Annotated in this window: 23 protein-coding genes and 1 pseudogene; 10 read left to right on the top strand and 14 right to left on the bottom strand. The window is 68.5% G+C overall.

Going from position 1 to position 23,062, the window contains the following annotated elements:
- Positions 1–72 precede the first annotated feature (72 nt).
- The gene (locus ASF41_RS25755; protein ID WP_200941306.1) at positions 73–351 is read right to left on the bottom strand and encodes a hypothetical protein; all 279 of its coding nucleotides are present in this window, start codon (positions 349–351) and stop codon (positions 73–75) included.
- Between the two features lie 101 nt (positions 352–452).
- Between ASF41_RS25755 and ASF41_RS25760 the strand changes: the two genes are divergently transcribed.
- From ASF41_RS25760 to ASF41_RS21905, 4 genes are all read left to right on the top strand, one after another.
- Positions 453–701, top strand: a complete 249-nt coding sequence (locus ASF41_RS25760) for a hypothetical protein (protein ID WP_056497023.1) — start codon at positions 453–455, stop codon at positions 699–701.
- Between the two features lie 66 nt (positions 702–767).
- Positions 768–1,130 (top strand): hypothetical protein, encoded by a 363-nt coding sequence (locus ASF41_RS21895; protein ID WP_244479751.1) that lies wholly within the window; start codon positions 768–770, stop codon positions 1,128–1,130.
- Between the two features lie 143 nt (positions 1,131–1,273).
- Positions 1,274–2,638, top strand: a complete 1,365-nt coding sequence (locus ASF41_RS21900) for an efflux RND transporter periplasmic adaptor subunit (RefSeq protein WP_056497024.1) — start codon at positions 1,274–1,276, stop codon at positions 2,636–2,638.
- Positions 2,639–2,649: 11 nt separating this feature from the next.
- Complete coding sequence (locus tag ASF41_RS21905) at positions 2,650–5,904, top strand: efflux RND transporter permease subunit (RefSeq protein WP_056497027.1); 3,255 nt, start codon at positions 2,650–2,652, stop codon at positions 5,902–5,904.
- 68 nt (positions 5,905–5,972) lie between these two features.
- Here the strand turns inward: ASF41_RS21905 and ASF41_RS21910 are convergent, their stop codons facing one another.
- A complete protein-coding gene (locus ASF41_RS21910; protein WP_056497350.1) occupies positions 5,973–6,233 on the bottom strand; it encodes a hypothetical protein in 261 nt (86 codons plus the stop codon).
- 155 nt (positions 6,234–6,388) lie between these two features.
- Between ASF41_RS21910 and ASF41_RS21915 the strand changes: the two genes are divergently transcribed.
- The 4 genes from ASF41_RS21915 (at position 6,389) to ASF41_RS21930 (ending at position 10,547) form a co-directional block, all read left to right on the top strand.
- Positions 6,389–6,673 (top strand): hypothetical protein, encoded by a 285-nt coding sequence (locus ASF41_RS21915; protein ID WP_056497030.1) that lies wholly within the window; start codon positions 6,389–6,391, stop codon positions 6,671–6,673.
- A gap of 36 nt (positions 6,674–6,709) precedes the next feature.
- Positions 6,710–8,875, top strand: coding sequence for a heavy metal translocating P-type ATPase (locus ASF41_RS21920; protein ID WP_056497033.1), 2,166 nt, complete (start codon positions 6,710–6,712; stop codon positions 8,873–8,875).
- 111 nt (positions 8,876–8,986) lie between these two features.
- Entirely contained in the window at positions 8,987–9,388 is a 402-nt protein-coding gene (locus ASF41_RS21925; RefSeq protein WP_244479752.1) for a signal peptidase II, read from the top strand.
- A gap of 112 nt (positions 9,389–9,500) precedes the next feature.
- Positions 9,501–10,547 carry a L,D-transpeptidase family protein gene (locus ASF41_RS21930; RefSeq protein WP_407067312.1) on the top strand — a complete coding sequence of 349 codons (1,047 nt, stop codon included), beginning with the start codon at positions 9,501–9,503 and terminating at the stop codon, positions 10,545–10,547.
- 60 nt (positions 10,548–10,607) lie between these two features.
- Here ASF41_RS21930 and ASF41_RS21935 read toward each other — a convergent pair whose 3' ends face one another.
- The gene (locus ASF41_RS21935) at positions 10,608–11,702 is read right to left on the bottom strand and encodes a HigA family addiction module antitoxin (RefSeq protein WP_056497036.1); all 1,095 of its coding nucleotides are present in this window, start codon (positions 11,700–11,702) and stop codon (positions 10,608–10,610) included.
- An 18-nt stretch (positions 11,703–11,720) separates the two neighbouring features.
- Positions 11,721–12,059 (bottom strand): type II toxin-antitoxin system RelE/ParE family toxin, encoded by a 339-nt coding sequence (locus ASF41_RS21940; protein ID WP_056497039.1) that lies wholly within the window; start codon positions 12,057–12,059, stop codon positions 11,721–11,723.
- Positions 12,060–12,349: 290 nt separating this feature from the next.
- Here ASF41_RS21940 and ASF41_RS21945 point away from each other — a divergent pair, with 290 nt between their 5' ends.
- Positions 12,350–12,613, top strand: a complete 264-nt coding sequence (locus ASF41_RS21945; protein ID WP_056497041.1) for a hypothetical protein — start codon at positions 12,350–12,352, stop codon at positions 12,611–12,613.
- Positions 12,614–12,680: 67 nt separating this feature from the next.
- On the opposite strand, the gene ASF41_RS25830 is transcribed toward ASF41_RS21945, so the two are convergent.
- The 4 genes and pseudogenes from ASF41_RS25830 to ASF41_RS21965 all read right to left on the bottom strand — a co-directional run bounded on the left by ASF41_RS25830 (position 12,681) and on the right by ASF41_RS21965 (position 15,754).
- The gene (locus ASF41_RS25830; RefSeq protein WP_210167001.1) at positions 12,681–13,013 is read right to left on the bottom strand and encodes a hypothetical protein; all 333 of its coding nucleotides are present in this window, start codon (positions 13,011–13,013) and stop codon (positions 12,681–12,683) included.
- A 332-nt stretch (positions 13,014–13,345) separates the two neighbouring features.
- Positions 13,346–14,119, bottom strand: a pseudogene (locus tag ASF41_RS21955) (cobalamin-binding protein); the annotation flags it as partial.
- A gap of 136 nt (positions 14,120–14,255) precedes the next feature.
- On the bottom strand, positions 14,256–14,999 hold the full coding sequence (locus tag ASF41_RS21960) for a DUF4396 domain-containing protein (protein WP_056497051.1): 744 nt from the start codon (positions 14,997–14,999) through the stop codon (positions 14,256–14,258).
- A 5-nt stretch (positions 15,000–15,004) separates the two neighbouring features.
- Entirely contained in the window at positions 15,005–15,754 is a 750-nt protein-coding gene (locus ASF41_RS21965; protein WP_056497053.1) for a glutaredoxin, read from the bottom strand.
- A 136-nt stretch (positions 15,755–15,890) separates the two neighbouring features.
- Between ASF41_RS21965 and cueR the strand changes: the two genes are divergently transcribed.
- Positions 15,891–16,364, top strand: coding sequence for a Cu(I)-responsive transcriptional regulator (gene cueR / locus ASF41_RS21970; protein ID WP_056497056.1), 474 nt, complete (start codon positions 15,891–15,893; stop codon positions 16,362–16,364).
- Positions 16,365–16,399: 35 nt separating this feature from the next.
- Here the strand turns inward: cueR and ASF41_RS21975 are convergent, their stop codons facing one another.
- The 6 genes from ASF41_RS21975 to ASF41_RS22000 form a co-directional block, all read right to left on the bottom strand.
- The gene (locus ASF41_RS21975; protein ID WP_056497059.1) at positions 16,400–16,582 is read right to left on the bottom strand and encodes a hypothetical protein; all 183 of its coding nucleotides are present in this window, start codon (positions 16,580–16,582) and stop codon (positions 16,400–16,402) included.
- Positions 16,583–16,641: 59 nt separating this feature from the next.
- Positions 16,642–16,974, bottom strand: a complete 333-nt coding sequence (locus ASF41_RS21980) for a four-helix bundle copper-binding protein (RefSeq protein ID WP_056497061.1) — start codon at positions 16,972–16,974, stop codon at positions 16,642–16,644.
- A gap of 165 nt (positions 16,975–17,139) precedes the next feature.
- On the bottom strand, positions 17,140–17,541 hold the full coding sequence (locus tag ASF41_RS21985; RefSeq protein ID WP_056497071.1) for a DUF305 domain-containing protein: 402 nt from the start codon (positions 17,539–17,541) through the stop codon (positions 17,140–17,142).
- Between the two features lie 160 nt (positions 17,542–17,701).
- Positions 17,702–18,067, bottom strand: coding sequence for a hypothetical protein (locus tag ASF41_RS21990; protein ID WP_056497074.1), 366 nt, complete (start codon positions 18,065–18,067; stop codon positions 17,702–17,704).
- 30 nt (positions 18,068–18,097) lie between these two features.
- A complete protein-coding gene (locus tag ASF41_RS21995; protein ID WP_056497077.1) occupies positions 18,098–21,244 on the bottom strand; it encodes an efflux RND transporter permease subunit in 3,147 nt (1,048 codons plus the stop codon).
- A gap of 12 nt (positions 21,245–21,256) precedes the next feature.
- Positions 21,257–22,978 carry an efflux RND transporter periplasmic adaptor subunit gene (locus ASF41_RS22000; protein WP_056497080.1) on the bottom strand — a complete coding sequence of 574 codons (1,722 nt, stop codon included), beginning with the start codon at positions 22,976–22,978 and terminating at the stop codon, positions 21,257–21,259.
- Positions 22,979–23,062 lie beyond the last annotated feature (84 nt).

Genomic DNA, 23,062 nt, shown 5'->3' on the forward strand with positions numbered 1-23,062 from the left:
CGGATCGGTTTCCCCGAATCGTACGTTCCTGCGTCGTAATTGAGAGGGGACTTCAATATGAAAACCAAGTTCTTAGCCATCGCCGCCATTGCGACGCTGGCCTTGTCGCCGGTCGCGGCCCTCGCGCAGCACATCGATGTCGGCCCGGGCGGCGTACGCGTCCACGGCGACGGTCATGGTGAGCGCCATGGCGAGGGTCATCGGGATCGCCACGACGACCACCATGAGGTCGTGCGCGAGCATCACCACCATGATGACCACCACGATGATCACCACGGCGGCGAGCGTCGCACGACGATCATCGAGCGCAACTGAGCCCTTACGGTCCGGGACCTCGTGAGCCGGTTTCACGGGGTCCCGGATCTAAGTCCGCATTTCCATGAACGGCGGTTTCAGTGTCCGTTCAACTCAAGGGGGCCATCCTGACGACATACCCCCTTGAGGAACGAGCCATGCGAGTTCGCATTTCGGCCCTGATCGCCGTCAGCCTGATCCTGGCACCGGCCGCCGCATCCGCCCAATACTACGGCGGCGGCTTCGACCGGCGCGGCGACGTGCACGTCGACCGCTACCACCACGGCGACCACGACGACGTCGTCATCCATCGTCCGCACCGGGATTACGGCGACCGGGCGTACTATGGCGAGCGTCGGTTCTACGGCGAACGCAGGCACCACCATCACCACCACGACGACTATTGAGGCTTCGGTCCTCCACGCGGGCCATCCGCCATGTACGGGTGGCCCCGGATCGTTCATAAGGCGACCATGAGCACGGGACCCCGGATCAGGGCCTACGAGACGATGCGCGGCTGGTGGGCGACCACCGTCCGCGTGCTGTCGTTCGTCCTTGTCCTGGCGCTCGTCGTCCCCGGCACGATCCATTCCTCCGAGGCCCATCGTTCGGCCAGTCACGAACTGTCCGTGTCCGCACCGACCCAGGCGGCCGCCGCCGATCACGCCGATGCCTGCCCCGCCTGCCATTCCGCCTGCGGCTGCCATCAGGCCCTCAGCGTCGACGGGACGCCCGCCTTGCCGTCTCCGGCGACGGGACGCGCCACCTACGCGACCGTGACCACCGCCCTTGGATCGGTGTCGCCCGACCGCCTGCCCAGGCCGCCTCGCGCCTGAGGCGACGTCGCCACGACCGTGGCACGTCCCGGCCGGCCCCTGACGGGTCGCGGCCGCCTCGCAATCGCGAAATACCCAGAACGGGACCGTCCCCGGCCGCATGAGCGGCGGTGCGACGTCCCTGGCGGACCCGGCCAATTTTCATGCGTGCATTCCTCTCCGTGGCCTTCCTGGCCATCGGCATCGCCATCGGCGGTGCCTTCCCCTGCGTGTCCGAGGTCGTTCAGGGCGCACTCGCCGCCGCCGGCCTGACGAACGCCCGGGCGGCGCCGCCGACCAACGCGGCCATGACCAGGCCGGCGACACCCGCAGCCGACGACGGCCACGGTCATGGCGAGCATGGCCACGAGCATGCCGAGGGCGAGCCCAAGCCTGCCGGCGAGCACAAGCACTCCGAGGGCGAGGCGCACGGCCACGACGAGGAGGGCGAGGGCAAGATCAAGATGACGGCCGAGCAGGCCGCCGAGCAGGACATCAAGCTGGCGACGGTCGAGGGCGGGATCCTCTCGCGCCACCTCCTGGTCCCGGGCACCATCGCCCAGGACGCCGACCGGATCGCCCGCGTCCCCGTGCGGGTCGTGGGCACCGTCTCCGAGATGCGCAAGCGCCTCGGCGAGGCGGTGGCCAAGGGAGAGGTCGTGGCCGTCCTCGACAGCCGCGAGGTGGCCGAGGCCAAGAGCGACTTCCTCACCGCGACGGTCAAGGCGGACCTGGAGAAGACCAACTTCGACCGCCAGCAGGCCCTCTGGGACAAGCGGATCTCGGCGGAATCGGCATTCCTGAACGCGAAGGCCGCCTACTCGGAGGCGACCCTTCGCGTGGATTTGGCCCGGCAGAAGCTGTCGGCCCTGGGCCTCAACGCCGCCGAGGTCGCCACCTCTGCCAGGAAGGACGAGACAACCCCCAACCTGTCGAGCCTGCGTCGCTACGAACTGAAGTCGCCGCTGGCCGGTCGGGTGGTCGAGCGAAAGGTCGACGTCGGCACCGCCGTGGGCAAGGAGGGCGATCCCGCCGACGTGTACACCGTCGCCGACCTGTCCTCGGTGTGGATCGAGCTCGCCGTCCCGACCACCGAGCTGTCGAAGGTCCGCGAGGGCGCCAAGGTGACCATCGTCGGCGGCGACGACGCCTCCCGCGCAGAGGGCAAGGTCGTGTTCGTCAGTCCGATCCTCAACCCGGAGACGCGTTCGGCCCGGGTCATCGTCTCGCTGCCGAACAAGGACATGGCCTGGCGGCCCGGCACCTTCGTCACCACCGAGGTCGAGATCGCCCAGGACAAGGTGAAGGTCCGGCTGCCCAAGTCCGCGATCCAGACCATCGGCGGCGAGAAGGTGGTGTTCGTGCGGACCCCGGAGGGCTTCGAGCGCCGGGACGTGACCATCGGCAAGGCCGACGACGACGCCTTCGAGATCCTGTCCGGCCTCAAGCCCGGGGACGAGGTCGCGGTGGCCAACTCCTTCGTCCTGAAGGCCGAGCTCGGCAAGGCCGAAGCCGACCACGCGCACTGAGGGCGGCCATCATGATCTCCAAGATCCTCGACTTCTCGGTCCATCAGCGCTGGCTCGTGGTGCTCCTGTCACTGCTGGCGGCGGGCTTCGGCGTGTTCTCGCTGACGAAGCTGCCCATCGATGCCGTGCCGGACATCACCAACAACCAGGTGCAGATCAACACCACGGCCCCTTCGCTCTCGCCGGTCGATATCGAGAAGCAGGTGACCTACCCGGTGGAGACCGCTCTCGCCGGGATCAAGGGCCTGGAATACACCCGCTCGCTCTCGCGCAACGGCTTCTCCCAGGTCACGGCCGTCTTCTCGGAAAAACTCGACATCTACTTCGCCCGCCAGCAGGTGGCGGAGCGCATCGGCGAGGCGAAGTCGACCCTCCCGCCGGGAGCCGAGCCGCACATGGGGCCGATCTCCACGGGCCTCGGCGAGATCTACATGTGGTCGATCCACTACGCCAAGCCGGAGGAGCGCAAGGTCTCCCCGGACGGCAAGGCCGGCTGGCAGGGTGACGGGAGCTACCTGACCCCCGAGGCCCAGCGGCTCACGACGGAATTGGAGCGCACGGCCTACCTGCGCACGGTCCAGGATTGGATCATCCGCCCGCAGGTGAAGACCGTCCCCGGGGTCGCCGGCGTCGACAGCATCGGCGGCTTCGACAAGCAGTACCACGTCCAGCCCGACCCGATGAAGTTGACTTCCCTCGACCTGTCGTTCGCCGACATCGGCCGGGCGTTGGAGGCCAACAACGCCAACCAGGGCGCCCGCTACCTTGAGGACAACGGCGAGGGCTACGTCGTCCGTGCCGCCGGCCGCCTGGAGACGATGGAGGACATCGGCTCCGTGGTCGTGACCACGCGCGGCGGTGTGCCGGTGCGCATCTCCGACATCGCCGAGGTCCGGATCGGACGCGACCTGCGCACCGGGTCGGGCAGCGAGGACGGGCGCGAGGTCGTCATCGGCACCGCCCTGATGCTGATCGGCGAGAACAGCCGGACGGTCTCGGCCGCCGTCGACGCGAAGATGACGGAGCTCCGGCGCACGCTCCCGCCCGGCGTCGAGGTCCAGACGGTCCTCAACCGCACGGTGCTGGTCGAGGCCACCATCAGGACGGTGGCGAAGAACCTGGCCGAGGGTGCCGCCCTCGTCATCGTCATCCTGTTCCTGCTGCTCGGCAACATCGGCGCGGCCATCGTCACCGCGCTGGTCATCCCGGTGGCGATGCTGATGACCATGACCGGCATGGTCCAGGGCCGCATCAGCGCCAACCTGATGAGCCTCGGCGCCCTTGATTTCGGCCTCATCGTCGACGGCGCCGTGATCATCACAGAGAACGCCCTGCGCCACCTCGCCGAGCGCCAGACCGAGCTCGGGCGCAAACTCGACCTGGAGGAGCGCTTGTCGACCGTGCGGGCCTCGGCCGAGGAGATGATCAAGCCGTCCCTCTACGGGCAGGCCATCATCATCCTCGTCTACGTGCCGCTCCTCACCTTCACCGGGGTCGAGGGCAAGATGTTCGAGCCGATGGCGCTCACCGTCATCATCGCCCTCGTCTCCGCATTCGTCCTGTCCCTAACCTTCGTGCCGGCGATGATCGCCATCGTCATCACCGGCAAGGTAACGGAGAAGGACAATTTCATCATCCGCGGGATCAAGGCGGCATACCGCCCGGTCCTCGGTGCCGCCCTGCGCATCCCGATGACCTTCGTCGCGGTCGCCCTGGTGCTGCTCGTCGGCGCCGGGTTCCTGTTCACCAAGCTGGGGCAGGAGTTCATCCCGCAGCTCGACGAGAAGAGCATCGCGCTGAACGCACAGCGGATCCCGTCGACCTCCCTGACCCAGTCCCAGGCGATGCAGCTGAAGGTCGAGCAGGCCATCAGCCGATTCCCCCAGGTCGCCTACGTCTTCTCGAAGACCGGCACCGCCGAGGTCGCTTCCGACCCGATGCCGCCGAGCTCGTCCGACACCTTCGTCATCCTGAAGCCGCAGGTGGAATGGCCCGACCCGGCCATGTCGAAGGCCGACCTGCAGGAACAGATCGAGAAGTCCCTCGGGACGCTCGCCGGCAACGTCTACGAGTTCTCCCAGCCGATCCAGCTCCGCTTCAACGAGCTGCTGGCCGGCACCCGTGGCGACCTTGCCGTGAAGGTGTTCGGCGAGGAGTTCGAGCCGATGCTGAAGGCCGCCAACCAGGTCGCCGCGATCCTGCGCGGGACCGAGGGCGCCGACGACGTCAAGGTCGAGCAGACGGCCGGGCTGCCGTTCCTGGAGATCAAGATCAACAAGACGGAGGCCGCGCGCCTCGGCCTGAGCACGTCCGCGATCCAGGACGTCATCGGGGCGGCCATCGGCGGCCGCGAGGCCGGCATGGTGTTCGAGGGCGACCGCCGCTTCCCCATCGTGGTGCGCCTGAACGACAAGGTGCGCGAGGACCGCGAGGCCCTGGAGAACATCCCGGTGCCGCTGCCCCCGGGGGTCAACGGGAGGGCCTCCTCGGTGCTGCTGAAGCAGGTCGCGAGCTTCTCCGTCACCGAGGGCCCGAACCAGATCTCGCGCGAGAACGGGCGCCGCCGGGTCGTGGTCACCGCCAACGTGCGCGGTCGCGACATCGGCTCGCTGGTGGCCGAAGCCCAGGCCAAGGTCGCGTCCGGGGTCCAGTTGCCGGCGGGCTACTACGTGACCTGGGGCGGCCAATTCGAGAATTTGGCCTCGGCCCGGCAGCGCCTGATGGTGGTGGTGCCGGTATGCTTCTTCCTGATCTTCCTGCTTCTGTTCTCGGCCCTGAATTCGGCCAAGGATGCGCTCCTGGTGTTCAGCGCCGTGCCCCTGGCGCTTACCGGCGGCATCGCCGCCCTGTGGCTGAGGGGGATGCCGTTCTCGGTGCCGGCGGCAGTGGGGTTCATCGCACTGTCCGGTGTGGCGGTCCTGAACGGCCTGGTGATGCTGACGTTCATCAAGCAGCTCATCGCCGAGGGGCGCCCGCGCCGCGAGGCCATCCTGGAAGGCGCCATGACCCGGCTCCGCCCGGTGGCGATGACGGCGTTGGTGGCTTCGCTCGGGTTCGTGCCGATGGCGCTCGCGACCGAGACCGGCGCCGAGATCCAGCGTCCGCTGGCGACCGTCGTCATCGGCGGCCTCATCTCGGCGACCCTGCTGACCCTCGTCGTCCTGCCGGCGCTCTACGCCAGGTTCGCCGGTGCGGTCGCCACGAGGAAGGATGCCGGTACGGCGCATCCCGGCGAACGTCCCGCCCTTCCCCAGGCCGCGGAATGATGGGGCGCCGCGTGGGGACGGGGCCGGGTGATGGCCACCCCGTCCGGCCCGTCATTCCTCTCCCGGGGCTACACCGTGCCGTGACGGTCGTCCCCGGACGTGTTGGTCCAGATGATCAGGCGCCAGAGAACCGGTCCCGCCTGGGGGTGCTGGTGGTGGTTCTGGGGCGGGAACGGGTCGTCCGCGTTGCACGTCGACTCCTTTCCGCAGTTCCGGCACCGGTAGATGCCGGATCTCGGGACCGTCGCGCCGGGCTTGTAGTCCGTGGTCCACACGGGCTCGGTGCCCCCGCACTGCACCACGTTCTCTGCGTTCTTGTACCAAGCCACGGCTATGATCCCATCGACCGTCCGAACCGGCCATTCGAGCAAGATAACGCCTGTTCGGGACAGGACAAGAAGCCCAGCGACCGTCTCGCGCCCTTCCGAGGACTTATACTGCGCGATCGTTCGCACGGCCCGATCCACCGCGACGGCAAGCGCCGATGAGCAAGAAGCTCGCTCGAACCTTCCCCCACTGGGGTAGCGGCGGCGTACGTCGCCGACGCCACCTCAGGCCGCATGTCCGGCGTTCGGCCGGCCGTGCGTTCGGGGTGATCCTCGTCGCGATCCCGGCCGGCCTCTACCTGCTCTACTGCCTCTGCCGCATCGGCGGGGAGACCCACTTCCACCTGATGCCGGCGGGATCGCCCCACATCCGGAATGGCTCGCCGTTCGTCGACGGAGCCTCGACGACGCGGCCGCCGGCGTCGGAAGTGGATCGGCACTGACCGATGACGCCACGGAACTCGCAAGGGACAGGAACCATGGGTGGGATCCCCGCAGCCGCGGCGCTGCGCTACCGCGTGAAGGGCATGGATTGCCCGAGCTGCGCGTCCAAGATCGAGACGGCGGTGACACGCCTTCCGGGCGTCGGGGACGTGCGGGTGAACTACACGGCCCAGGTCCTCGACCTCACGCTCGACGAGGCCGCCACGCCCCGGGGTACCCTGGAGGAGCGGATCGCCGGGCTCGGCTACGGTGTCGCCGCCCTTCCCACGGCCGCCGACCTCGCACGCGCGCACGCCACCGGCACCGAGGTTGCCGCCATCGAGGAGGACGAGGCGGAGCCCTCGGCCTGGCGCAGTCGCAAGGGGCTGCTGGCCCTGGCCATCGCCGCCCTGTTCGCGGCTGGCTTCCTCGTCGATCAGGTCCGGCCGGGCCTCGCCGGCGAGTACGCCTACTGGCCCGGTGCGCTTTTCGGACTTGCCTTCTACGGACGTCGGGCCATCGCCGCGGCGCGCAACGGCTCGCCCTTCTCCATCGAGATGCTGATGTCGGTCGCCACCGTCGGGGCGCTCGCCATCCACGCCGCCGAGGAAGCGGCGGTGGTGGTCCTGCTGTTCACCGTTGGCGAGATGCTCGAAGGCTTCGCGGCGGGCCGGTCGCGGGCCGGCATCAAGGCCCTTGTCGGCCTGGTGCCGAAGACGGCCCGCCTGGTCGGGGAGGACGGCATCCTAAGCGAGGTGCCGGCCGCAGCCCTGCGGATCGGGCAGACCGTGCTGGTGCGCCCCGGGGACCGCGTGCCAGCCGACGGCGAGGTCACGGACGGGGCGTCGAGCCTCGACGAGTCCCCCATCACGGGGGAATCCGTGCCTCGCGCGAAGGAGGTCGGGGACCCGGTCTACGCCGGCAGCGTCAACGCGGACGGCGCCCTGCAGGTCAGGGTCACGCGGATGCCGTCCGACAACACCGTCGCCCGCATCCTGCACATGGTGGAGGAGGCGCAGGCCTCGAAGTCACCGACCGCCCGCTTCATCGATCGCTTCAGCGCCGTGTACACCCCGGCTGCTTTCGCCTTCGCCACCCTCGCGGCCCTGGGTCCGCCGCTCCTGCTCGGGGCCGACTGGGGCACGTGGATCTACCGGGGGCTGGCACTGCTCCTCATCGCCTGCCCCTGCGCCCTGGTGCTCTCGACCCCCGCCGCCATCGCCTCGGGTCTGGCCACCGGTGCGCGACGCGGCCTTCTGGTGAAGGGCGGCGCGGCCCTGGAGACCATGGGCCGGGTGCGCACGGTCGCCTTCGACAAGACGGGCACGCTGACGGTTGGACGTCCGCGCGTCACGGACGTTTTACCCTTCGCCGCGGACATGACGGATCGCGCCCTGCTCGGGCTGGCGGCGGCGGTCGAGGCGGGGTCGAGCCACCCCATCGCCCGCGCGGTCCTCGAACGCGCGGAGGCGGACGGCATCCCGCTGCGGCCCGTCCGCGACGCCCGCGCGGTGCCCGGGAAGGCCGTCCAGGCCACGATCGCCGGGCGCACGGTCACGGTGGCATCCCCGCGCCACGCCGCGACGTTGGCGCCCCTCGGAGCCGAAGCCGAGCGGACGGTGGCGGCCCTGGAGGAGGCCGGCAAGACCGCCGTCGTCGTGGTGCGTGACGAAGAGGCGCTCGGTGTCGTCGCGGTCCGGGACGAGCCCCGACCGGACGCGGCCGCCGGCATCGCGGCCCTGCGCGGGCTCGGCGTCGAATGCGTGATGCTGACGGGCGACAACCGCCGCACCGGTGAGGCCATCGCCCGGGGGCTTGGGCTGTCGGTCCGGGCCGACCTCCTGCCCGCCGACAAGCTTTCCGAGATCGGCGCGTTGAAGGCGATCGGACCGGTGGCCATGGTCGGCGACGGCATCAACGATGCCCCGGCCCTCGCCGCGGCCAGCGTCGGCATCGCCATGGGCGGGGGTACCGACGCGGCGCTGGAGACGGCCGACGCGGCCATCCTCAACGACCGGGTTTCGGACGTCGCCGCCCTCGTGGCGCTCTCCCGGGCGACGCTCGGCAACATCCACCAGAACGTGGCCATCTCGCTCGGTCTCAAGGCGGTGTTCCTCGTGACCACGCTCGCGGGCATCACCGGGCTGTGGCCGGCCATCCTGGCGGATACCGGCGCGACCGTCCTGGTGACGGTCAACGCGCTCCGCCTCCTGAGGGCATGATGGGGTCCCGGCCGCACGGACGGGCCCGCCGGGTCGCGACGGTAGGGGCGGTCGTGGTGGCCGCCGCGGCCGTCGACCTGGTTGCGAAGGCGACCGCCGAGGCGTGGCTGGATGAGGGGGCGTCCGGGGCTACTGCCCTTCGTCGACCTGACCCTGTCGTTCAACCACGGCATCAGCTTCAGCCTGTTCCCGGCACGGGACCCATCATCCCTGGCGCTTCTCCTCGGCATCCAGGGCACGCTCACCTGCTTCATCGCCGTCTGGGCGGTGGCAGCGGCAGGCGGGCTCGAACGCCTCGGGCTCGCCGCGATGGCCCGCGGCGCCGCGGGCAATCTCATCGACCGGTTCATGGACGGGTCTGTCACCGACTACCTCGACCTGCACACGGGCGGCATGCGCTGGTTCACCTTCAACCTGGCGGATGCCTGGATCTCCGGTGGCGTCGTCCTGCTGCTCATCGACGGCATCAGACAGGGCCGGCGGCATCCCCTTACTGGGGAACAGGCCCCATGATGGCCCCGATCCCGCCGAACCGCGGACACGGCAACCCGTCATGCCCCTAACGGGCCCAGGCTCGGACACCGACACCGGCGAGGCCGACATGCTGAATAAGATCACGCTTGGGTTGGCGCTCCTGCTGGCGCTGTCCGCGTGCAAGGACGGACGGTACGCGGGCTCGACGCGTCACCTCGCGCCGATCCCGCCCGAGACCCTGTCGTTGATGGCGACCGAAGGGGTGTCACCCAGCGATCCGATCCTGCTGCGGGCCTACAAGAAGGAGGCCGAGATCGAACTCTGGAAGCGCGGCGCGGACGGCAGGTACGCCCTGCTGAAGACGTATCCGATGTGCCGGTGGTCGGGTCAGCTCGGGCCAAAGACCCGGGAGGGTGACCGACAGGCCCCCGAGGGTTTCTACGCGATCACGCCGGCGTCCATGAACCCGAATTCCAGCCTCTATCTCTCGTTCGACCTCGGGTTCCCGAATGCGTACGACCGCTCCCTCGGGCGCACGGGTACGCATCTGATGGTCCACGGCTCCTGCTCGTCCCAGGGCTGCTTCGCGATGACGGACGAGGCGATCTCGGAGCTCTATGCCGTGGTCCGCGAGGCGTTCGCCGGAGGGCAGCGTGCCGTCCAGTTCCAATCCTATCCGTTTCGCATGACCCCGGAGAACCTGGCCCGACACCGGCAAGACCCGAACATGGCCTTCTGGAAAAACATCAAGGAAGGGGCTGACCGGTTCGAGGTGGCGGGCACGGAACCGGTCGTCGACGTGGTGGGCGGGCGCTACGCGTTCGATGCGGGCGCCGACGCCTCGACCGCCGATGCGGTCGCCCGGAAGCGGGCGGACGACGAGCGGCAGGTCGCCGCCCTCGTAGCAAGCGGAACGCCGGCCGTCCGGCTGGTCTACGAGGACGGCGGTCAGCACCGGGCGTTCCGCGAGACCATGATGGCGGCCGGCGACGGGCTGGGCGAGGTAAGCCGACCCGAAGCCCTGGCATCAGGCCCGCGAGAGGTGGCTATGCCAGCGCAGGGGCCGGTCGCGCTCGTCGGAAGGCGGGAGCCAGTACGGAGCACGGCAGCGCCCAAGCCGTCGGGGACTAGCGTAACCGTGGCTGAGCGTCGGCGCCTACTTGAGACCTTCGCCGCGGCGGGGGACGGGCCGAAATAATGCGCCTGTCAGCCATCGGCGACCCCATGACCGGGGCAGCTTGATCGAAGCGCCGTGCACTCAGGCGGCGGCGACCTCGTCCGCCCATCCCAAACGTGCCTTCAGGTCGTTCAGGTGGCTGAAGGCGACGACGCGGCGGTGTTGCAGCATGCCGACCACGATGCCCGGATGAAGCCCGACCTCGTCGGCGAAGGCCACGACCTCCTGTTTCGTCCGTGGGCACGTGGTGGCGAAGGCATCGATCCGCTCGCGCCCGACCAGCATCTCCTCGGCCCAGGCATCCGCCTCGGCCTCGACGTCGTTGTTCTCGCCGTTCTTATCGTCGACGAAATTCATTCCCCGATGCAGGCTGATGTGCGCCGCCTCGTGGAAGAAGGTCCACCAGAAATGGTCGTTGCTCTTCATGCGCAGCGACATCTGGATCATGGGACGCTCGTCGTTCAGCCATCGCGCCGACCCGAAGACGCAAGTCTTGCTCAGGGGCTTCTGGAACACCAGGGCGACGCCGGACGCATGGCAGATTTCGAGCATGCGCGGCTCGAAGGTCTCAGGCCTTTCCACGGTCAGCGAACGGATCTCTGCACATCCCTGCTTGAACCGCCCTGGATCGTAGGCAGGCAGGCTAAGCCGGCGCACCTTCTCCTCGCCCAGCATCAGCCAGCACAGCATGTGGTGGGGCGAGGTGGTGCCGGTCCTCGCCTTGCGGTGGTGCACGGCCAGGGAACCCAGCTTCGCCTCGTAGGCATGCGGCCCCCCGATCCCGAGGAGGCCCAGCAGCCCATCCATGATCCTGCCAAGGTCGTTAGTCTGGGGGAGGCGACCGCAGGCTTTCAGTTCCCGAATGGGGAACCCCTTGAGCCACTCGGCCTCACGGACGGCTGCCTCCTGCTCCCGCTGCCGGGCCTGGAACAGGTCCCAGTTCGCCTGGAGGCCGGTCCAGATGTAGGCCTTGAGACCGAGCACATGCTCCAGCTTAAGTGCGGTCTCGGGCGTGACCGGGTTGGAGCCGTTGATGATCGTGCTGACGAGCTTGGGCGTCATGTCGGCGATGCGGGCGAACTCGGCCTGGGACCAGCCGCGCTCCTGGATGTACTCTTCGAGGTGTTCGCCGGGATGGGTCGCCCATTGCGGCGTCCAGGCTTCCTGCGTCGTCATCCCCTTGGTCTCCGCCGTTCAGTTGCCATGGTAGTCGACGATTTCGATGATCTCGACCGCCGTGACCTGACCCGTGTCGAGCCCGCCGTCAGGCAGGCAGGGCAACGGGTCGTGGTCGGGCACGAAGACGATACGCCAGTTGTCCTTGATCGTGACCGAGAGTTGGCCGTCCCGGTTACCGCCGAGTTGATGCCGGCGGTCGGGTGGCTCCGTCGGGACGTCCGAGAGGCAGGCCGCCTGCCCCAAAACGTCCAACCGCCTCCGTATCGGTTTCGCCCTGTCCCCGTAGGCCTTCGCCATCTCCTTCGGGTCCGATAGCGCCTTCCTCAGGCGCTTAGACCGGAAACGGATCTGCATCGCACCAATCCGTTACCTGCAAGGTAATGCTCCGCACTCCGTTACCCAATAGGTAACACGGTCGCATGCGCATGGCGACTCCTTCCGAACCCGGGCCGCCTTGAGGATGAACACCCTTGATTTGGCGGTTAGTGGAACAAGCCTTCCTTAGCCATGGGGATCGGGAGACTGCGCAGCCTCGGAACCCTCTTTGGAGCGGAGCCGTTCCTCCTCGCTGCCGTACGATTCGTACCGGTCCCAGGATCGGCCCGGGCGAGGATGAGCCACCAACAACCAACGAGGAAGCTCCCATGAGGAAGTCCCTGTTCGCCGTCGCCGCCCTGGCCACGCTCGGCGCAATCGGCATCGCCGCCCCCGCTTCGGCCGCCCCCGGCATGGTCGGCGCCGTCGATGCCCAGACCAGCATCGTCGACGTCCGCATGCACGACAGCCACGGCCACCGCGGCCATGGCATGCGCCATCACCACCATCGCGGGCACGGCATGCGCCATCATCACCATCACCGCGGCCACATGATGCGCCACGGCCACGGCCATCGCCACCACCGCATGTGATCGTCCAGGGGCCCTTCGGGGCCCCTCCTCGTAGCAGACTGCCCCGGGTTCCAGGGTCTGGACGGGATTAAGGGGACACCGCCGGGCGTTCGTTCCTCATTGAGGAGGAAAGCCCATGACGCGCACCTTTTCCTTGATCGCCCTGTCGATTCTGGCGGTCCTCACCTTCGGCACGAACGCTTCCGCCGCGCCCGTGACACCTGGCGGGGCGATTGCGATGCAGGATGGTCCCGGCCTCCTGCGGCAGGCCCAGTACCACCATCATCACCATCGACGGCACCACCATCACCATGGCGGTGGCCACTACGGCCGGGGCCATCATCACGGCTGGGGGCACCATCACCATTTCCGCCCTCACCACCACCATGGCTGGGGGCACCACCATCACCATCGGCGGCATCACCATCACTTCTAGGATGGCTCGCCGAGCCTGACGGCCACGGTCGCTCGGGTCGACGCCGCCAAACCGCCAAGGGCAACCCAGGCCGCCTTGGTTCGCCGGTACCCGTCATGGCGCGGGCGTCCGAGCGGATCGGCATGCACGCGCCGTATCCAGCCGCGCCGGACGAGGACCTCCAGCGAGTGCGCGTCGAGGCGCGCCGCCTCGATCCACCCGTCGTCCGGAACCTTGAGAAGCTGGGTGCGGTGTTGGTCCGTCAGGCGCAAGGTCGGCAGGGCTGCGAGAGCGGAGCCGGTCCCCTGCTCGGAGAGGTCGGCCTTCGGAAGCGGATGTCCGAGGGCCTGCAGTATCGCGTCGAGGCCGTCCGTAAGGGCTGCCGGTCCGGGCTGCAGGATCAAGGGCGACTTGATCTCGACGATGCGGTCCTGCGCGACGGCGGGAATGGCGGACCAGCCCGGCCGCGCGGCGATGCGGGAGGGCACGACCCTCTTCCCGCACCAGGACGCCAGGATGACCTCGGGCGCGGCGGCTAGCACCGCCTCCGGCGTCACGATGCGGTCCTTGGCGGCCGCTTTCCGGGCGAGCTCCGGAAAGACGTCGTCCCCGCCCGCGATGGCCACGAGCTCGGAGACCCAACCGATGCCGGAGATCAGGGGCTCGTCCCATTCCTCGAAGTACACCCGCAGCCGCGCCCGATCCCGGGCCTGCGCCGCCACGCGCTCCAGCCTGTCCTCGTAGCTCCGTACGAGCGCCTCCGCCTTGTCGCGGGCGTCGACCAGGGCCCCGACCGTGCGGATCATGGCGAGGATGCCGGCGACGTCACGGTGGTTGAAGGCGTGCACGGCGACACCGGCCCGGACGAGGTCGGCGACGATTCCGGCCTGAAGGTCCGAAAAGGTCAGCACCAGGTCCGGAGCGAGGGCAAGGATCCTCGGGATGTCAGCGCTGGTGAAGGCGGAGACCCGCGGCTTCTCACGGCGGACCTGGGGCGGTCGGACGGCATAGCCGGAAACTCCGACGATGCGGTCCTCCTCGCCGAGGAGGTACAGGGTCTCGACGGTCTCCTCCGTCAGGCAGACGATGCGTTCGGGCGGGAAGCGGCGCATGACCCTGCATGTCCTCTTGGGCGGGTTTCGGAAGCGGCGTCCCGACGGAAGGGCTGCGTTCCCACCTAGCCCTTGTGGTGGCAGGCCCGTGGGGATGCGTCACATGCCGGAGGGCGGTCAAGTGCACGAAAGTCCGTCACATCCGCTCCTTGATCCCGGTGGAGACCAGCCACCAGTTCACCGGGTAGCTGGTCAGGAACCCCGCCACCATGGCTACCTGCATGGCGAACCAGAACTCGGCCGAGTTCACCGGTGCGCGCTCTCCGGCAAGCTGCGGGAACAGGTTGAACTGGGCGAAGGCCATGAAGCCGTACATGCCGACCTGCCAGGCGATCAGCGACAGGGTGTCGGCCTTGAGCGCGGCGACGATGCCCTGGCCCGGGGAGAGGCCACGCATCGGGACGATGGCGTAATACTGGAACACGATCCCGAGCCCGAAGGCGAAGACGAAGTCCAGCGCCCAGACCGCGTACATCTTCTCCTCGAAGAGCGAGTGCCAGCCGAACCAGACCGCCACCGCCGGCACCAGGAAGGCGATCCACTCGGCGGCGACGTCGCCCAGCATACAGCCGCTCCCGCAGTGGAGCGCGCCCTTGCTCACCATCACCCGGAAGGGCGTCTGCGTCATGTTCGGAGGCTTCTCGTCCCGCTCCATCGCGCGGTGATGCGCCTCCATGGTCGCGAGGCGGCCATAGCGGAAGTAGGCCCAGACCACGAACACCGTGCCGAACAGGGCGCTGACCGGCCAGACCACGTTCATCACGGTCATGTGCTGCGGATGCCGAATGACTTGCACCGACAGCAGCAACGAGCAGGCGGCCCCGAGCAGCAGGGCCAGGATCGAGAGCGCGTGGAGCCAGGAGGGGAACGTCGTGGCCATGCCGCTCAATGCCCCATCGCCAGCATCCAGACGGCCATGGCGACCATCATCACGTTCTCGGTCAGCGAGACGAAGCCGAGGGGCACCTTGCTCGATCCGCCGACGCAGGCGCACTTGATCTCGCGCTTGTCGACGTAGACCGCCTTGAACACCGAGACGGCGCCGATTGTGCCGATGAACAGGGCCACGGGGATCGACAGCCAGTTCAGGGCGCCGGCCACCATCAGGACGCCGGCGATGCCCTCCAGGAACGGGTAGGCGTAGGCGTAGCGCACCCAGCGCTTGGCCAGCAGGTCGTACCCGAGGAACATCGAGGAAAAGGTCTCGACGTCCTGGAGCTTGAGGAGCGCCAGCACGCACATGCTGAAGGCGATGAACCACTCGGCCGCGCGCATCGTGAGCGGGGTGCCGTACACGGCGTAGCTCGCCGCGAGCGCCATCAGCGCCGTCATCGAGAACACCGCCACCACCGGCGTGTAGGTCGTCGCGTTCGGGTCGTTGGCGGCCTGGCCGAAATGCCGCCTGAGGTCGTCGAAACCCCCGACGCGCTCGCCGTTGATGAAGGTCTGGGGCGTCGACTTGACCCCGTGCTCGGCCTTGAAGCGGTCGGTCTCCTCGCGGGTGGTGAGCCAGTGGTCTTCCACCTGGAAGCCCCGGCGTTCGAGGAGGTCCTTCGCCTTGAGGCCGTACGGGCACGTGTGCTGCGGCATCATCATGCGGTACAGGACCGCCTTGCGGGACGCGGTGGCTTGCATCGGAAACTCCGTGGGTTGTCGGGCCGGGATGCCGTCCGTTCGTCAGTCTGAAAACGACGGGCCGGTCGCGGCCGATTGGGCTTGCGGACCTTTCTGCACCTTCCCATCATAGGAAGGTCAACGAGGAGCCATCACGATGAACATCGGCGAGGCGAGCCGGGCCTCAGGGGTCTCGGCCAAGATGATCCGGCACTACGAGGGCATCGGGCTCGTGCCCCCGGCGGACCGGCGCGAGAGCGGCTATCGCGATTACGGAAACGCCGACCTGCACCGGCTCGGCTTCATCCGGCACGCCCGGGACCTGGGCTTCTCGCTGGACCGCATCCGGGTGCTGCTCGGGCTCTGGAGCGACCCTGGCCGCAGCAACGCCGAGGTGAAGGCCATCGCGAGGGCCCACGTGAAGGAGCTCGAACAGCGGGCCCGCCAACTGAACGAGATGGCCGACGCCCTGCGGTCCTTGGCCGACGCCTGCGAAGGGGACGGGCGTCCTGACTGCCCTATCATCGCCAGCCTGGAGACCGGGGCGAAGGTCCCGGCTTGCCATACGACGGACGGCAGCGCCCCCCCCGTGCCTCCCGAGCCGCGCAGGAAGGCGAAAGCCGGACGCTGAGGGGGCGACCCGCCCGAGCGTCCGGCGCAATCACCTTACATCGACATCTTCTTCCCCATGCCCTCGCAACAGCAGCCCTTCTTCCCGCTTTTCATCGACATCGAGGCCATCGGCTTGGCGCACATGCCCTTCGCGCCCTTGCCGCAGCACCCGGCCGCCATGGCCGGGGTCAGCGAGAGGGCGAGCATCGCGGCCGCGGCCAATATCATCTGCTTCATCGTTTTCTCCTGGGTGGTTCGGAAACGACAGGGACGACCCCGGAGGCCATCCCCGGGGCTCAAGCCGCCATCTTGCGGCAGCTCTCGGCACAGCGGCGGCACTGCTCGACGCAGTCCTGCATGTCGCCCACCTGCTCGCAGCTCCTCGCGCAGGCCTCGCAGACCTCGGCACAGGCCCGGCAGGTGTGCTTGTGCTCGGGGGTACTGAGCAGCATGAGGTGGGCGGAGGTCCGACACATCTCCGCACAGGCCAGCATCAGGCGGAAATGCTCCGGCTCCACGTGCTTGCCGCCGGCCGGCAGGCAGTGGTTCGATGCCATCCCGAGGCAGGTCTGGTAACAGCGCAGGCACTCGTCGATGCACGACTGCATCTCGCTCGACATGTTGTGCATGATATTCACTCCGTAAATTGACGAATAGGCTCAGTTTTCCAACAAGACCGATCATCAAAGAATGCGTTGATCCTGTTATAGTTATAACCGAATGACTTTTATAAGGTTCAATTATTCCGCTGGAATGGAACTCAACGATAATTGATCGCTATTTTTTGCATGCAATCACTTGTCATGCTTCTTCAGCCAAGCCTCCATCTCGCCAACCTCCTTTTCCTGGTCGTCGATGATCTTTTGAGCCATCTCCTTGGTCGCCGGGTCCTTGGCATGCTTCAGGGCGACCTTGGCCATCGCCACAGCACCCTTGTGGTGGGGGATCATGTGGGTGCGGAAGTCGACGTCCGGGTTGCCGGTGTAGGCCACGTCCATATCCTTCATCATGGCCATGTCGGCGGCCTTGAAGTCCTTGGTCGAGGCGTTGTCCTTCGGGTCGGGCTTCATGGAGGACATAGAGCCCATCTCCTTGTCGGACATGGAACCGTGATCGTGCGTGGCCTGGGCGAGGGCCGGGCCAGCCAGTCCGAGGCCGAGGGCGGTGACGAGGGCAATCTTGCTGACGTTCTTCATGGGGTGAACTCCTTGGTTCGTCGGGGTGGATGGGTCGGGAAGCATCGGCTTCGCGACCGGTGGTTCACGCGGGGGGACTGGCTTTCGGCCGATCCTCCCCGCATCCCTTTCGGGATCTCCGGCTCTCTCCGGTCGCGACCGTGGCCCGGGGAGCGATGGCTCAATTGAACTTGCCGCTTGCGGTCGCGCCGTCCGGGGCGGTGAGCTGGACGGCGCCCTTGGGGCTCTCGCCGAGCGCCACGGACGCCTTGCCGGAGAGGCGGTTGCCCTCGACGGGTTCGAGCGGCACGCGTGTGGGCTTGCCGCCGACCACGAGGATGGCGGTGCCCTTGAAGCCAGCGGTCGGGACCGGCTTCTGGCTGCCGTCGGAGACGAACACGTCGACGGCCTCGCCCTTGGCGACGAGCTCGACGTGATACTTGCCCGCGTCCGTCACCCGGCCACCGTGTTGGCCGGACACCTCGTGCGCACAGGCCGGCATGGCGACCAGCGCACCGGCCGCGAGGGCCATTCTCCAGGGAATCATCGGGTTTCTCCTTTTTCAGGATGGGATGGTTCAGAACGCCTCGACCGGACGCGGCTTGGCGCCGTCCGGACTGGGGGTATCGGTGGCTTCGCCTTGCGCGGCGCGCAGTCGCTCCAGCGGGGCCCGGCCGAAGCGCAGGAACAGGACCGGGGTCAGGACGGTGTCGAGCAAGGTCGCGCTGATCAGGCCGCCGAAGATGGTCACCGCGACCGGGTGGAGGATCTCCTTGCCCGGGTTCGCGGCGTCGTAGAGCAGCGGCACAAGGGCGACGCCGGCCGACAGGGCCGTCATCAGCACCGGGGTCAGTCGCTCCAGGCTGCCCCGCACCACGAGGTCGCGCCCGAACGGCATGCCCTCGTGCAGCGACAGGTTCAGGTAGTGGCTGATCTTCAGGATGCCGTTGCGGGCGCTGATGCCGGTCAGGGTGATGAACCCGATCATCGACGCGACCGAGAGCGGCTGCCCTACCAGCCAAAGCGCGAGCACGCTGCCGATCAGGGCCAGCGGGACGTTGCCCATGATGATGAGCGCCAGCACGGCCGAGCGGTAACGGCTGTAGAGGATGGCGAACACGAGGGCGAGGGAGAGACCGGACAGGGCCGCGATGGTCCGGCTCGCCTCCTCCTGCGCCTGGAACGTCCCCTCCAGGCTGGCGAAGAACCCCGGCGGCAACTTGGCGTCCGCCACCTCCTTGCGGATGGCCGCCACGATGGTGGCCATGTCGCCCTGGCCGTCGGTGTTGGCTTGTACCACCAGCCGCCGCCGACTGTTCTCCCGCAGGATCTGGTTCGGTCCGTCGGTCTCGCGGATGTCGGCGACCTGGCGGGCCGGCACCCATCCCGAGGGCGTCTCGATCAGCAGGTCCTTCAGGCCCTGCGTGGTGCGCTGACGCTCGGGTAGGCGCAGGACGACATCGAAGCGCTTGTAGCCGTCCGCCACGGTCGAGACGACGCGACCATTGGAGAGGCGGCTGAGCTGCTCGACCACCGCCGCGGGCTGGACGCCGTAGAGGGCGGCCCGGGTGTAGTCGACCCGGATTTCCAACTGCGGGATTCGGACTTGCTTCTCGACCTGGAGGTCCGCGAGCCCGGGGATCCTGGCCATCCGATCCCGCAGGTCGTTGGCCACGCTCCGCAGCGCGTCGAGGTCCTCGCCGAATATCTTCAAGGCGAGTTCGGCCCGGACGCCCGACAGCATGTGGTCGAGGCGGTGCGAGATCGGCTGGCCGACGTTTACCGACAGCGGCAGCGCCGAGAGGCGCTGTCGGATGTCTGCGACGACCGCGTCCTTGCCCCGGCCGGCTCCCTTGAGCTCCACCTCGATCTCGGAGGAGTGGACGCCCTCGGCGTGCTCGTCGAGCTCGGCCCGCCCGGTGCGGCGACCGACCGAGGCGACCTCGGGGATCTGCAGCAGCAGGCGTTCGGCGATGAGGCCGACCCGGTTGCTCTCGGACAGCGAGATGCCGGGGTTGAAGGTGGTGTTGACCGTGAACGAGCCCTCGTTGAACGGCGGCAGGAAGGCCCGTGGCAGGTTCCAGGCGGCGATGCCGGCCGCGACCACGGCGATGGCGACGGTTGCGACCAGCACGCGCTGGTGCCGGAAGGCGACGCCGAGCAACCGGGCGTTGCCGCGCTTGAGCCAACGCAAGAGGGCGCTGTCGTGCTCGGAGAGGTTCTTGAGGCCGGGCAAGAGGTAGTAGGCCAGCACCGGCGTCACGGTCACCGACACCAGAAGGCTCGCCAGGATTGAGATGATGTAGGCCTGCCCCAGGGGGGCGAAGAGGCGTCCCTCGATGCCCGAAAGGGCGAACAGCGGGACGAAGACGAGGACGATGATCATCGTCGCGTAGACGATGCCCGAGCGCACCTCGGACGAGGCCGAGACCACGACGTCGAAGGTCGAGCGCGGCGAACCGGCGGCTCGGTTCTCTCCGAGTCTGCGAAAGATGTTCTCGACGTCGACCACGGCGTCGTCGACGAGCTCCCCGATGGCGATGGCGAGGCCGCCGAGCGTCATCGTGTTGATCGACAGCCCGGCGAGGTGAAAGGCCACCGCGGTCGCGAGGATCGAGACCGGGATGGCGGTCAGCGAGATCACCGTGGTGCGAACGTTCAGGAGGAACGCGAACAGCACGATGGCCACCACCACGATGGCCTCCAGGAGGACCCGCTCGACGTTGGCGATGGAGGTCTCGATGAAGTTCGCCTGGCGAAAGAGGACCTGGTCGGCCTTGATCCCGTTCGGCAGGGTCGCGGTGACCTCCTTCAGGGCGACCTCGATCTCCCGGGTGAGTTTTACGGTGTCGACGTCGGGCTGCTTCTCGACGGAGACGATGACCCCGGGCTTGCCCATGAAGCCGCCGTCGCCGCGCTTGACCTTCGGGGCGAAGGAGACGTCCGCGACCTGGCGGAGGTAGACCGGGGCATCGCCGACGTTGGCGACCACGACGCCGCGCAGGTCGTCGAGGCTCATGGTCCGGCCGATGTTCCGGATGAGGTACTCGCGGGAATACTGGTCGGTGAACCCGCCGCCGGCGTTGGTGCCGAACTGGGCCAGCGACCCTTCCATCTGGGCGTTGGTGACGCCGAGCGCGCGCATCGCCGCCACGTTCGGGCTGACCCGGAACTGGCGCACCTCGCCGCCGATGGGGATGACCTGGGCGACACCCGGGATGGTGAGGAGGCGCGGCCGCAGGATGAAGTCGGCGGCCTCGCGGGTCTCCATCGGCGAGGCGGTGTCGCTCGTGACCGCCACCAGCAGGATCTGCCCCATGATCGACGAGATCGGGCCCATCTGCGGGGTGACGTTGGGGGGTAGCTGGTCACGGACCAGGGTCAGGCGCTCGGCGATCTGCTGCCGGTTCCGGTAGATTTCGGTGCCCCAGTCGAACTCGACGTAGACGATGGACAGGCCGACGCCGGAGACCGAGCGCACCCGGCTCACGCTCGGCAACCCGTTCATCCGGGTCTCGATGGGGTAGGTGACGAGCTGCTCGACCTCGGGCGGGGCGAGCCCCTCGGCCTCGGTCATGATGGTGACCGTCGGCTTGTTGAGGTCGGGAAACACGTCCACCGGCAGCTTGGTGGCGGTGAAGGCCCCGTACAGGATCAGGACGGCGGCCACCGCGAGGACGAGGAGCCGGTTGCGCAGGGACTGCGTGACGAGGACGTTGAACATGGCCGTGCCCCCTCACCGGACCTGATCGAGGAGCTCGGCGCCCTCGGTGACGATGCGCTTGCCCGCGCCCACCCCCTCGGCGACGAGCACGTTGGTTCCGTCCAAGGGCTCGACCCGGACCTGGCGGGCCTCGAAGCGCTCGGCGGCGACGTGCTCGTAGACGATGGCCTGTCCGTTGCCGGACCGGACCACGGCGGCGCGCGGGAGGGCGAGGCCGGACTGCTCGGCGTCGGTGCCGGCAAGCACGGTGAGGAACTGCCCGACCCGCAGGCCGGAGGTGTCGCCTTTCACCGCGAACTGGACCGGGATGGCCTGGTTACGGTCGGCGAGGCCGGCGCCCTGGTAGACGAGGGACAGGGTTCTTCCGTCGGCGAAGCGCGCGGTCGCGTTCCCGGCCGGCGTCAGGGCATCGAAGCTCAGGGCCTCGACCCAAAGGCGGGTCGGATCGACGATCTGGAAGACCATCCCGCCGGCCGTCGCCATCTGGCCGGCCACGGCGGAGGCCTGGGCGATCACCCCGTCGACCGGCGCGACCAGGGACTCCGGCTGCTGGCGAACCTTGTCGAGGGCCGTGCGGCGGTCCTGCAGGCCCTTCAGTTCCGATTGGGCGTCGTCGAGCTGGGTCTGGGCGACCGCGCCGGTGGTGGCGAGCTTGCGGAAACGCTCCACCCGCCGCTGCACGACATCGATCTGCTGGTCGAGCTCACCCTGGCGCTGGCGCATGTCCGAGACGTCGACCGCCTGGACCGGCGGGGTCACGGTGGCCAGGACGTCCCCCTTATCGACCTTCGTCCCGAGCCTCGGGAACAGGCCCGAGGGCGGCGGCGACAGGCGCCCGCCGACCGAGGATTGCACGACGCCGCTGGCGTTGGGGTCCGGGATGACGCGGCCCGGCAACTCGACCGTCCGGTGGAACGTGGCCTTCTCGGTCATCGTCGTGCGCAGGACGAGCAGGCGCTGGGTGGGCTTCGGCACGAACACCGAGCCGTCCGGCAGCCTCTGGGCGAGGTCCGACGAAGGCTGGGCGGGATCGAGCAGCGCCGTTCCCTGGACGGGCGCGCCATGATCCTCGTCGCCGTGGGCGAAGGCTCCGCCGCCGAGCACCAGCGTAACGACGACGGCCACCACGGCGACGGCCGGGAGGCTGCGGCGGCCGCGCATGGCGACCGTGACGAGCATCCCGATCAGGAAGGCCCCGCCGGCGACCAGCATCAGGACGGGGTCCCTGGCGACGAGGCGGCCCTTCAGGTCGGCGACGGCATCGGACGCCCGCGCCATCGCCGTAGGGGCCGCGGAGGACGCCGCGGCGGCAGGTGCCTTCGTATCCGGTACGGTCACGGAGACGGTCAGGACATCGACCATGTCGCCGACCGTCACGGTGACCAGCAGGTCGTGCGAGCCGGCCTTGGCCATCCAGGGCGCCGGTAGGACGTAGGCCGCCTCCTCGGTCTCCTTGGCCGTCCTCTGGCCCTCCGGCGTCTCGACCTCGACGACGCCCCCCCGGATGGGTTCGTTCGTCCGGAAGCGGTCAAGGTAGAACGTGACCGTGCCGTCCTGCGGGATGGCGGTCAGTTCGAACGCGTCCGAGGCGGACTCGCCGCGTGGCGCGATGGACTTGGACACGGGCGGCGGGGCGGCGCCGTGGTCATGTCCGTCATGGGCATGGGCGGGACCCGCCAGCACGGCGGTAGCCAGCACCACCGCGCCGAGGGCGGCGGCAAATCGAGACGACATGGAAGGGCATCCTCACGTTCGAACACCGGACGCGCGCCTGAAAACCAGACGGAATCCGACCGTTGCGCGCCTCGGGCGCGCCGT

Origin of the sequence: Methylobacterium sp. Leaf111, from assembly GCF_001423285.1 — a bacterium.
GTDB lineage: Bacteria > Pseudomonadota > Alphaproteobacteria > Rhizobiales > Beijerinckiaceae > Methylobacterium.

What these genes read in the sequence shown, in the direction of transcription:
- ASF41_RS22000 (WP_056497080.1), bottom strand. Translation starts at nt 22,978, where the DNA reads ATGTCGTCTCGATTTGCCGCCGCCCTCGGCGCGGTGGTGCTGGCTACC.
- ASF41_RS25830 (WP_210167001.1), bottom strand. Translation starts at nt 13,013, where the DNA reads ATGCCGCCGATGGTGATGGTGGTGCCCCCAGCCATGGTGGTGGTGAGG.
- ASF41_RS21940 (WP_056497039.1), bottom strand. Translation starts at nt 12,059, where the DNA reads ATGCAGATCCGTTTCCGGTCTAAGCGCCTGAGGAAGGCGCTATCGGAC.
- ASF41_RS21980 (WP_056497061.1), bottom strand. Translation starts at nt 16,974, where the DNA reads ATGCACAACATGTCGAGCGAGATGCAGTCGTGCATCGACGAGTGCCTG.
- ASF41_RS21995 (WP_056497077.1), bottom strand. Translation starts at nt 21,244, where the DNA reads ATGTTCAACGTCCTCGTCACGCAGTCCCTGCGCAACCGGCTCCTCGTC.
- cueR (WP_056497056.1), top strand. Translation starts at nt 15,891, where the DNA reads ATGAACATCGGCGAGGCGAGCCGGGCCTCAGGGGTCTCGGCCAAGATG.
- ASF41_RS21905 (WP_056497027.1), top strand. Translation starts at nt 2,650, where the DNA reads ATGATCTCCAAGATCCTCGACTTCTCGGTCCATCAGCGCTGGCTCGTG.
- ASF41_RS21935 (WP_056497036.1), bottom strand. Translation starts at nt 11,702, where the DNA reads ATGACGACGCAGGAAGCCTGGACGCCGCAATGGGCGACCCATCCCGGC.
- ASF41_RS21920 (WP_056497033.1), top strand. Translation starts at nt 6,710, where the DNA reads ATGGGTGGGATCCCCGCAGCCGCGGCGCTGCGCTACCGCGTGAAGGGC.
- ASF41_RS21925 (WP_244479752.1), top strand. Translation starts at nt 8,987, where the DNA reads ATGAGGGGGCGTCCGGGGCTACTGCCCTTCGTCGACCTGACCCTGTCG.
- ASF41_RS21900 (WP_056497024.1), top strand. Translation starts at nt 1,274, where the DNA reads ATGCGTGCATTCCTCTCCGTGGCCTTCCTGGCCATCGGCATCGCCATC.
- ASF41_RS21945 (WP_056497041.1), top strand. Translation starts at nt 12,350, where the DNA reads ATGAGGAAGTCCCTGTTCGCCGTCGCCGCCCTGGCCACGCTCGGCGCA.
- ASF41_RS21975 (WP_056497059.1), bottom strand. Translation starts at nt 16,582, where the DNA reads ATGAAGCAGATGATATTGGCCGCGGCCGCGATGCTCGCCCTCTCGCTG.
- ASF41_RS21990 (WP_056497074.1), bottom strand. Translation starts at nt 18,067, where the DNA reads ATGATTCCCTGGAGAATGGCCCTCGCGGCCGGTGCGCTGGTCGCCATG.
- ASF41_RS21960 (WP_056497051.1), bottom strand. Translation starts at nt 14,999, where the DNA reads ATGGCCACGACGTTCCCCTCCTGGCTCCACGCGCTCTCGATCCTGGCC.
- ASF41_RS21985 (WP_056497071.1), bottom strand. Translation starts at nt 17,541, where the DNA reads ATGAAGAACGTCAGCAAGATTGCCCTCGTCACCGCCCTCGGCCTCGGA.
- ASF41_RS21895 (WP_244479751.1), top strand. Translation starts at nt 768, where the DNA reads ATGAGCACGGGACCCCGGATCAGGGCCTACGAGACGATGCGCGGCTGG.
- ASF41_RS25760 (WP_056497023.1), top strand. Translation starts at nt 453, where the DNA reads ATGCGAGTTCGCATTTCGGCCCTGATCGCCGTCAGCCTGATCCTGGCA.
- ASF41_RS21915 (WP_056497030.1), top strand. Translation starts at nt 6,389, where the DNA reads ATGAGCAAGAAGCTCGCTCGAACCTTCCCCCACTGGGGTAGCGGCGGC.
- ASF41_RS21965 (WP_056497053.1), bottom strand. Translation starts at nt 15,754, where the DNA reads ATGCAAGCCACCGCGTCCCGCAAGGCGGTCCTGTACCGCATGATGATG.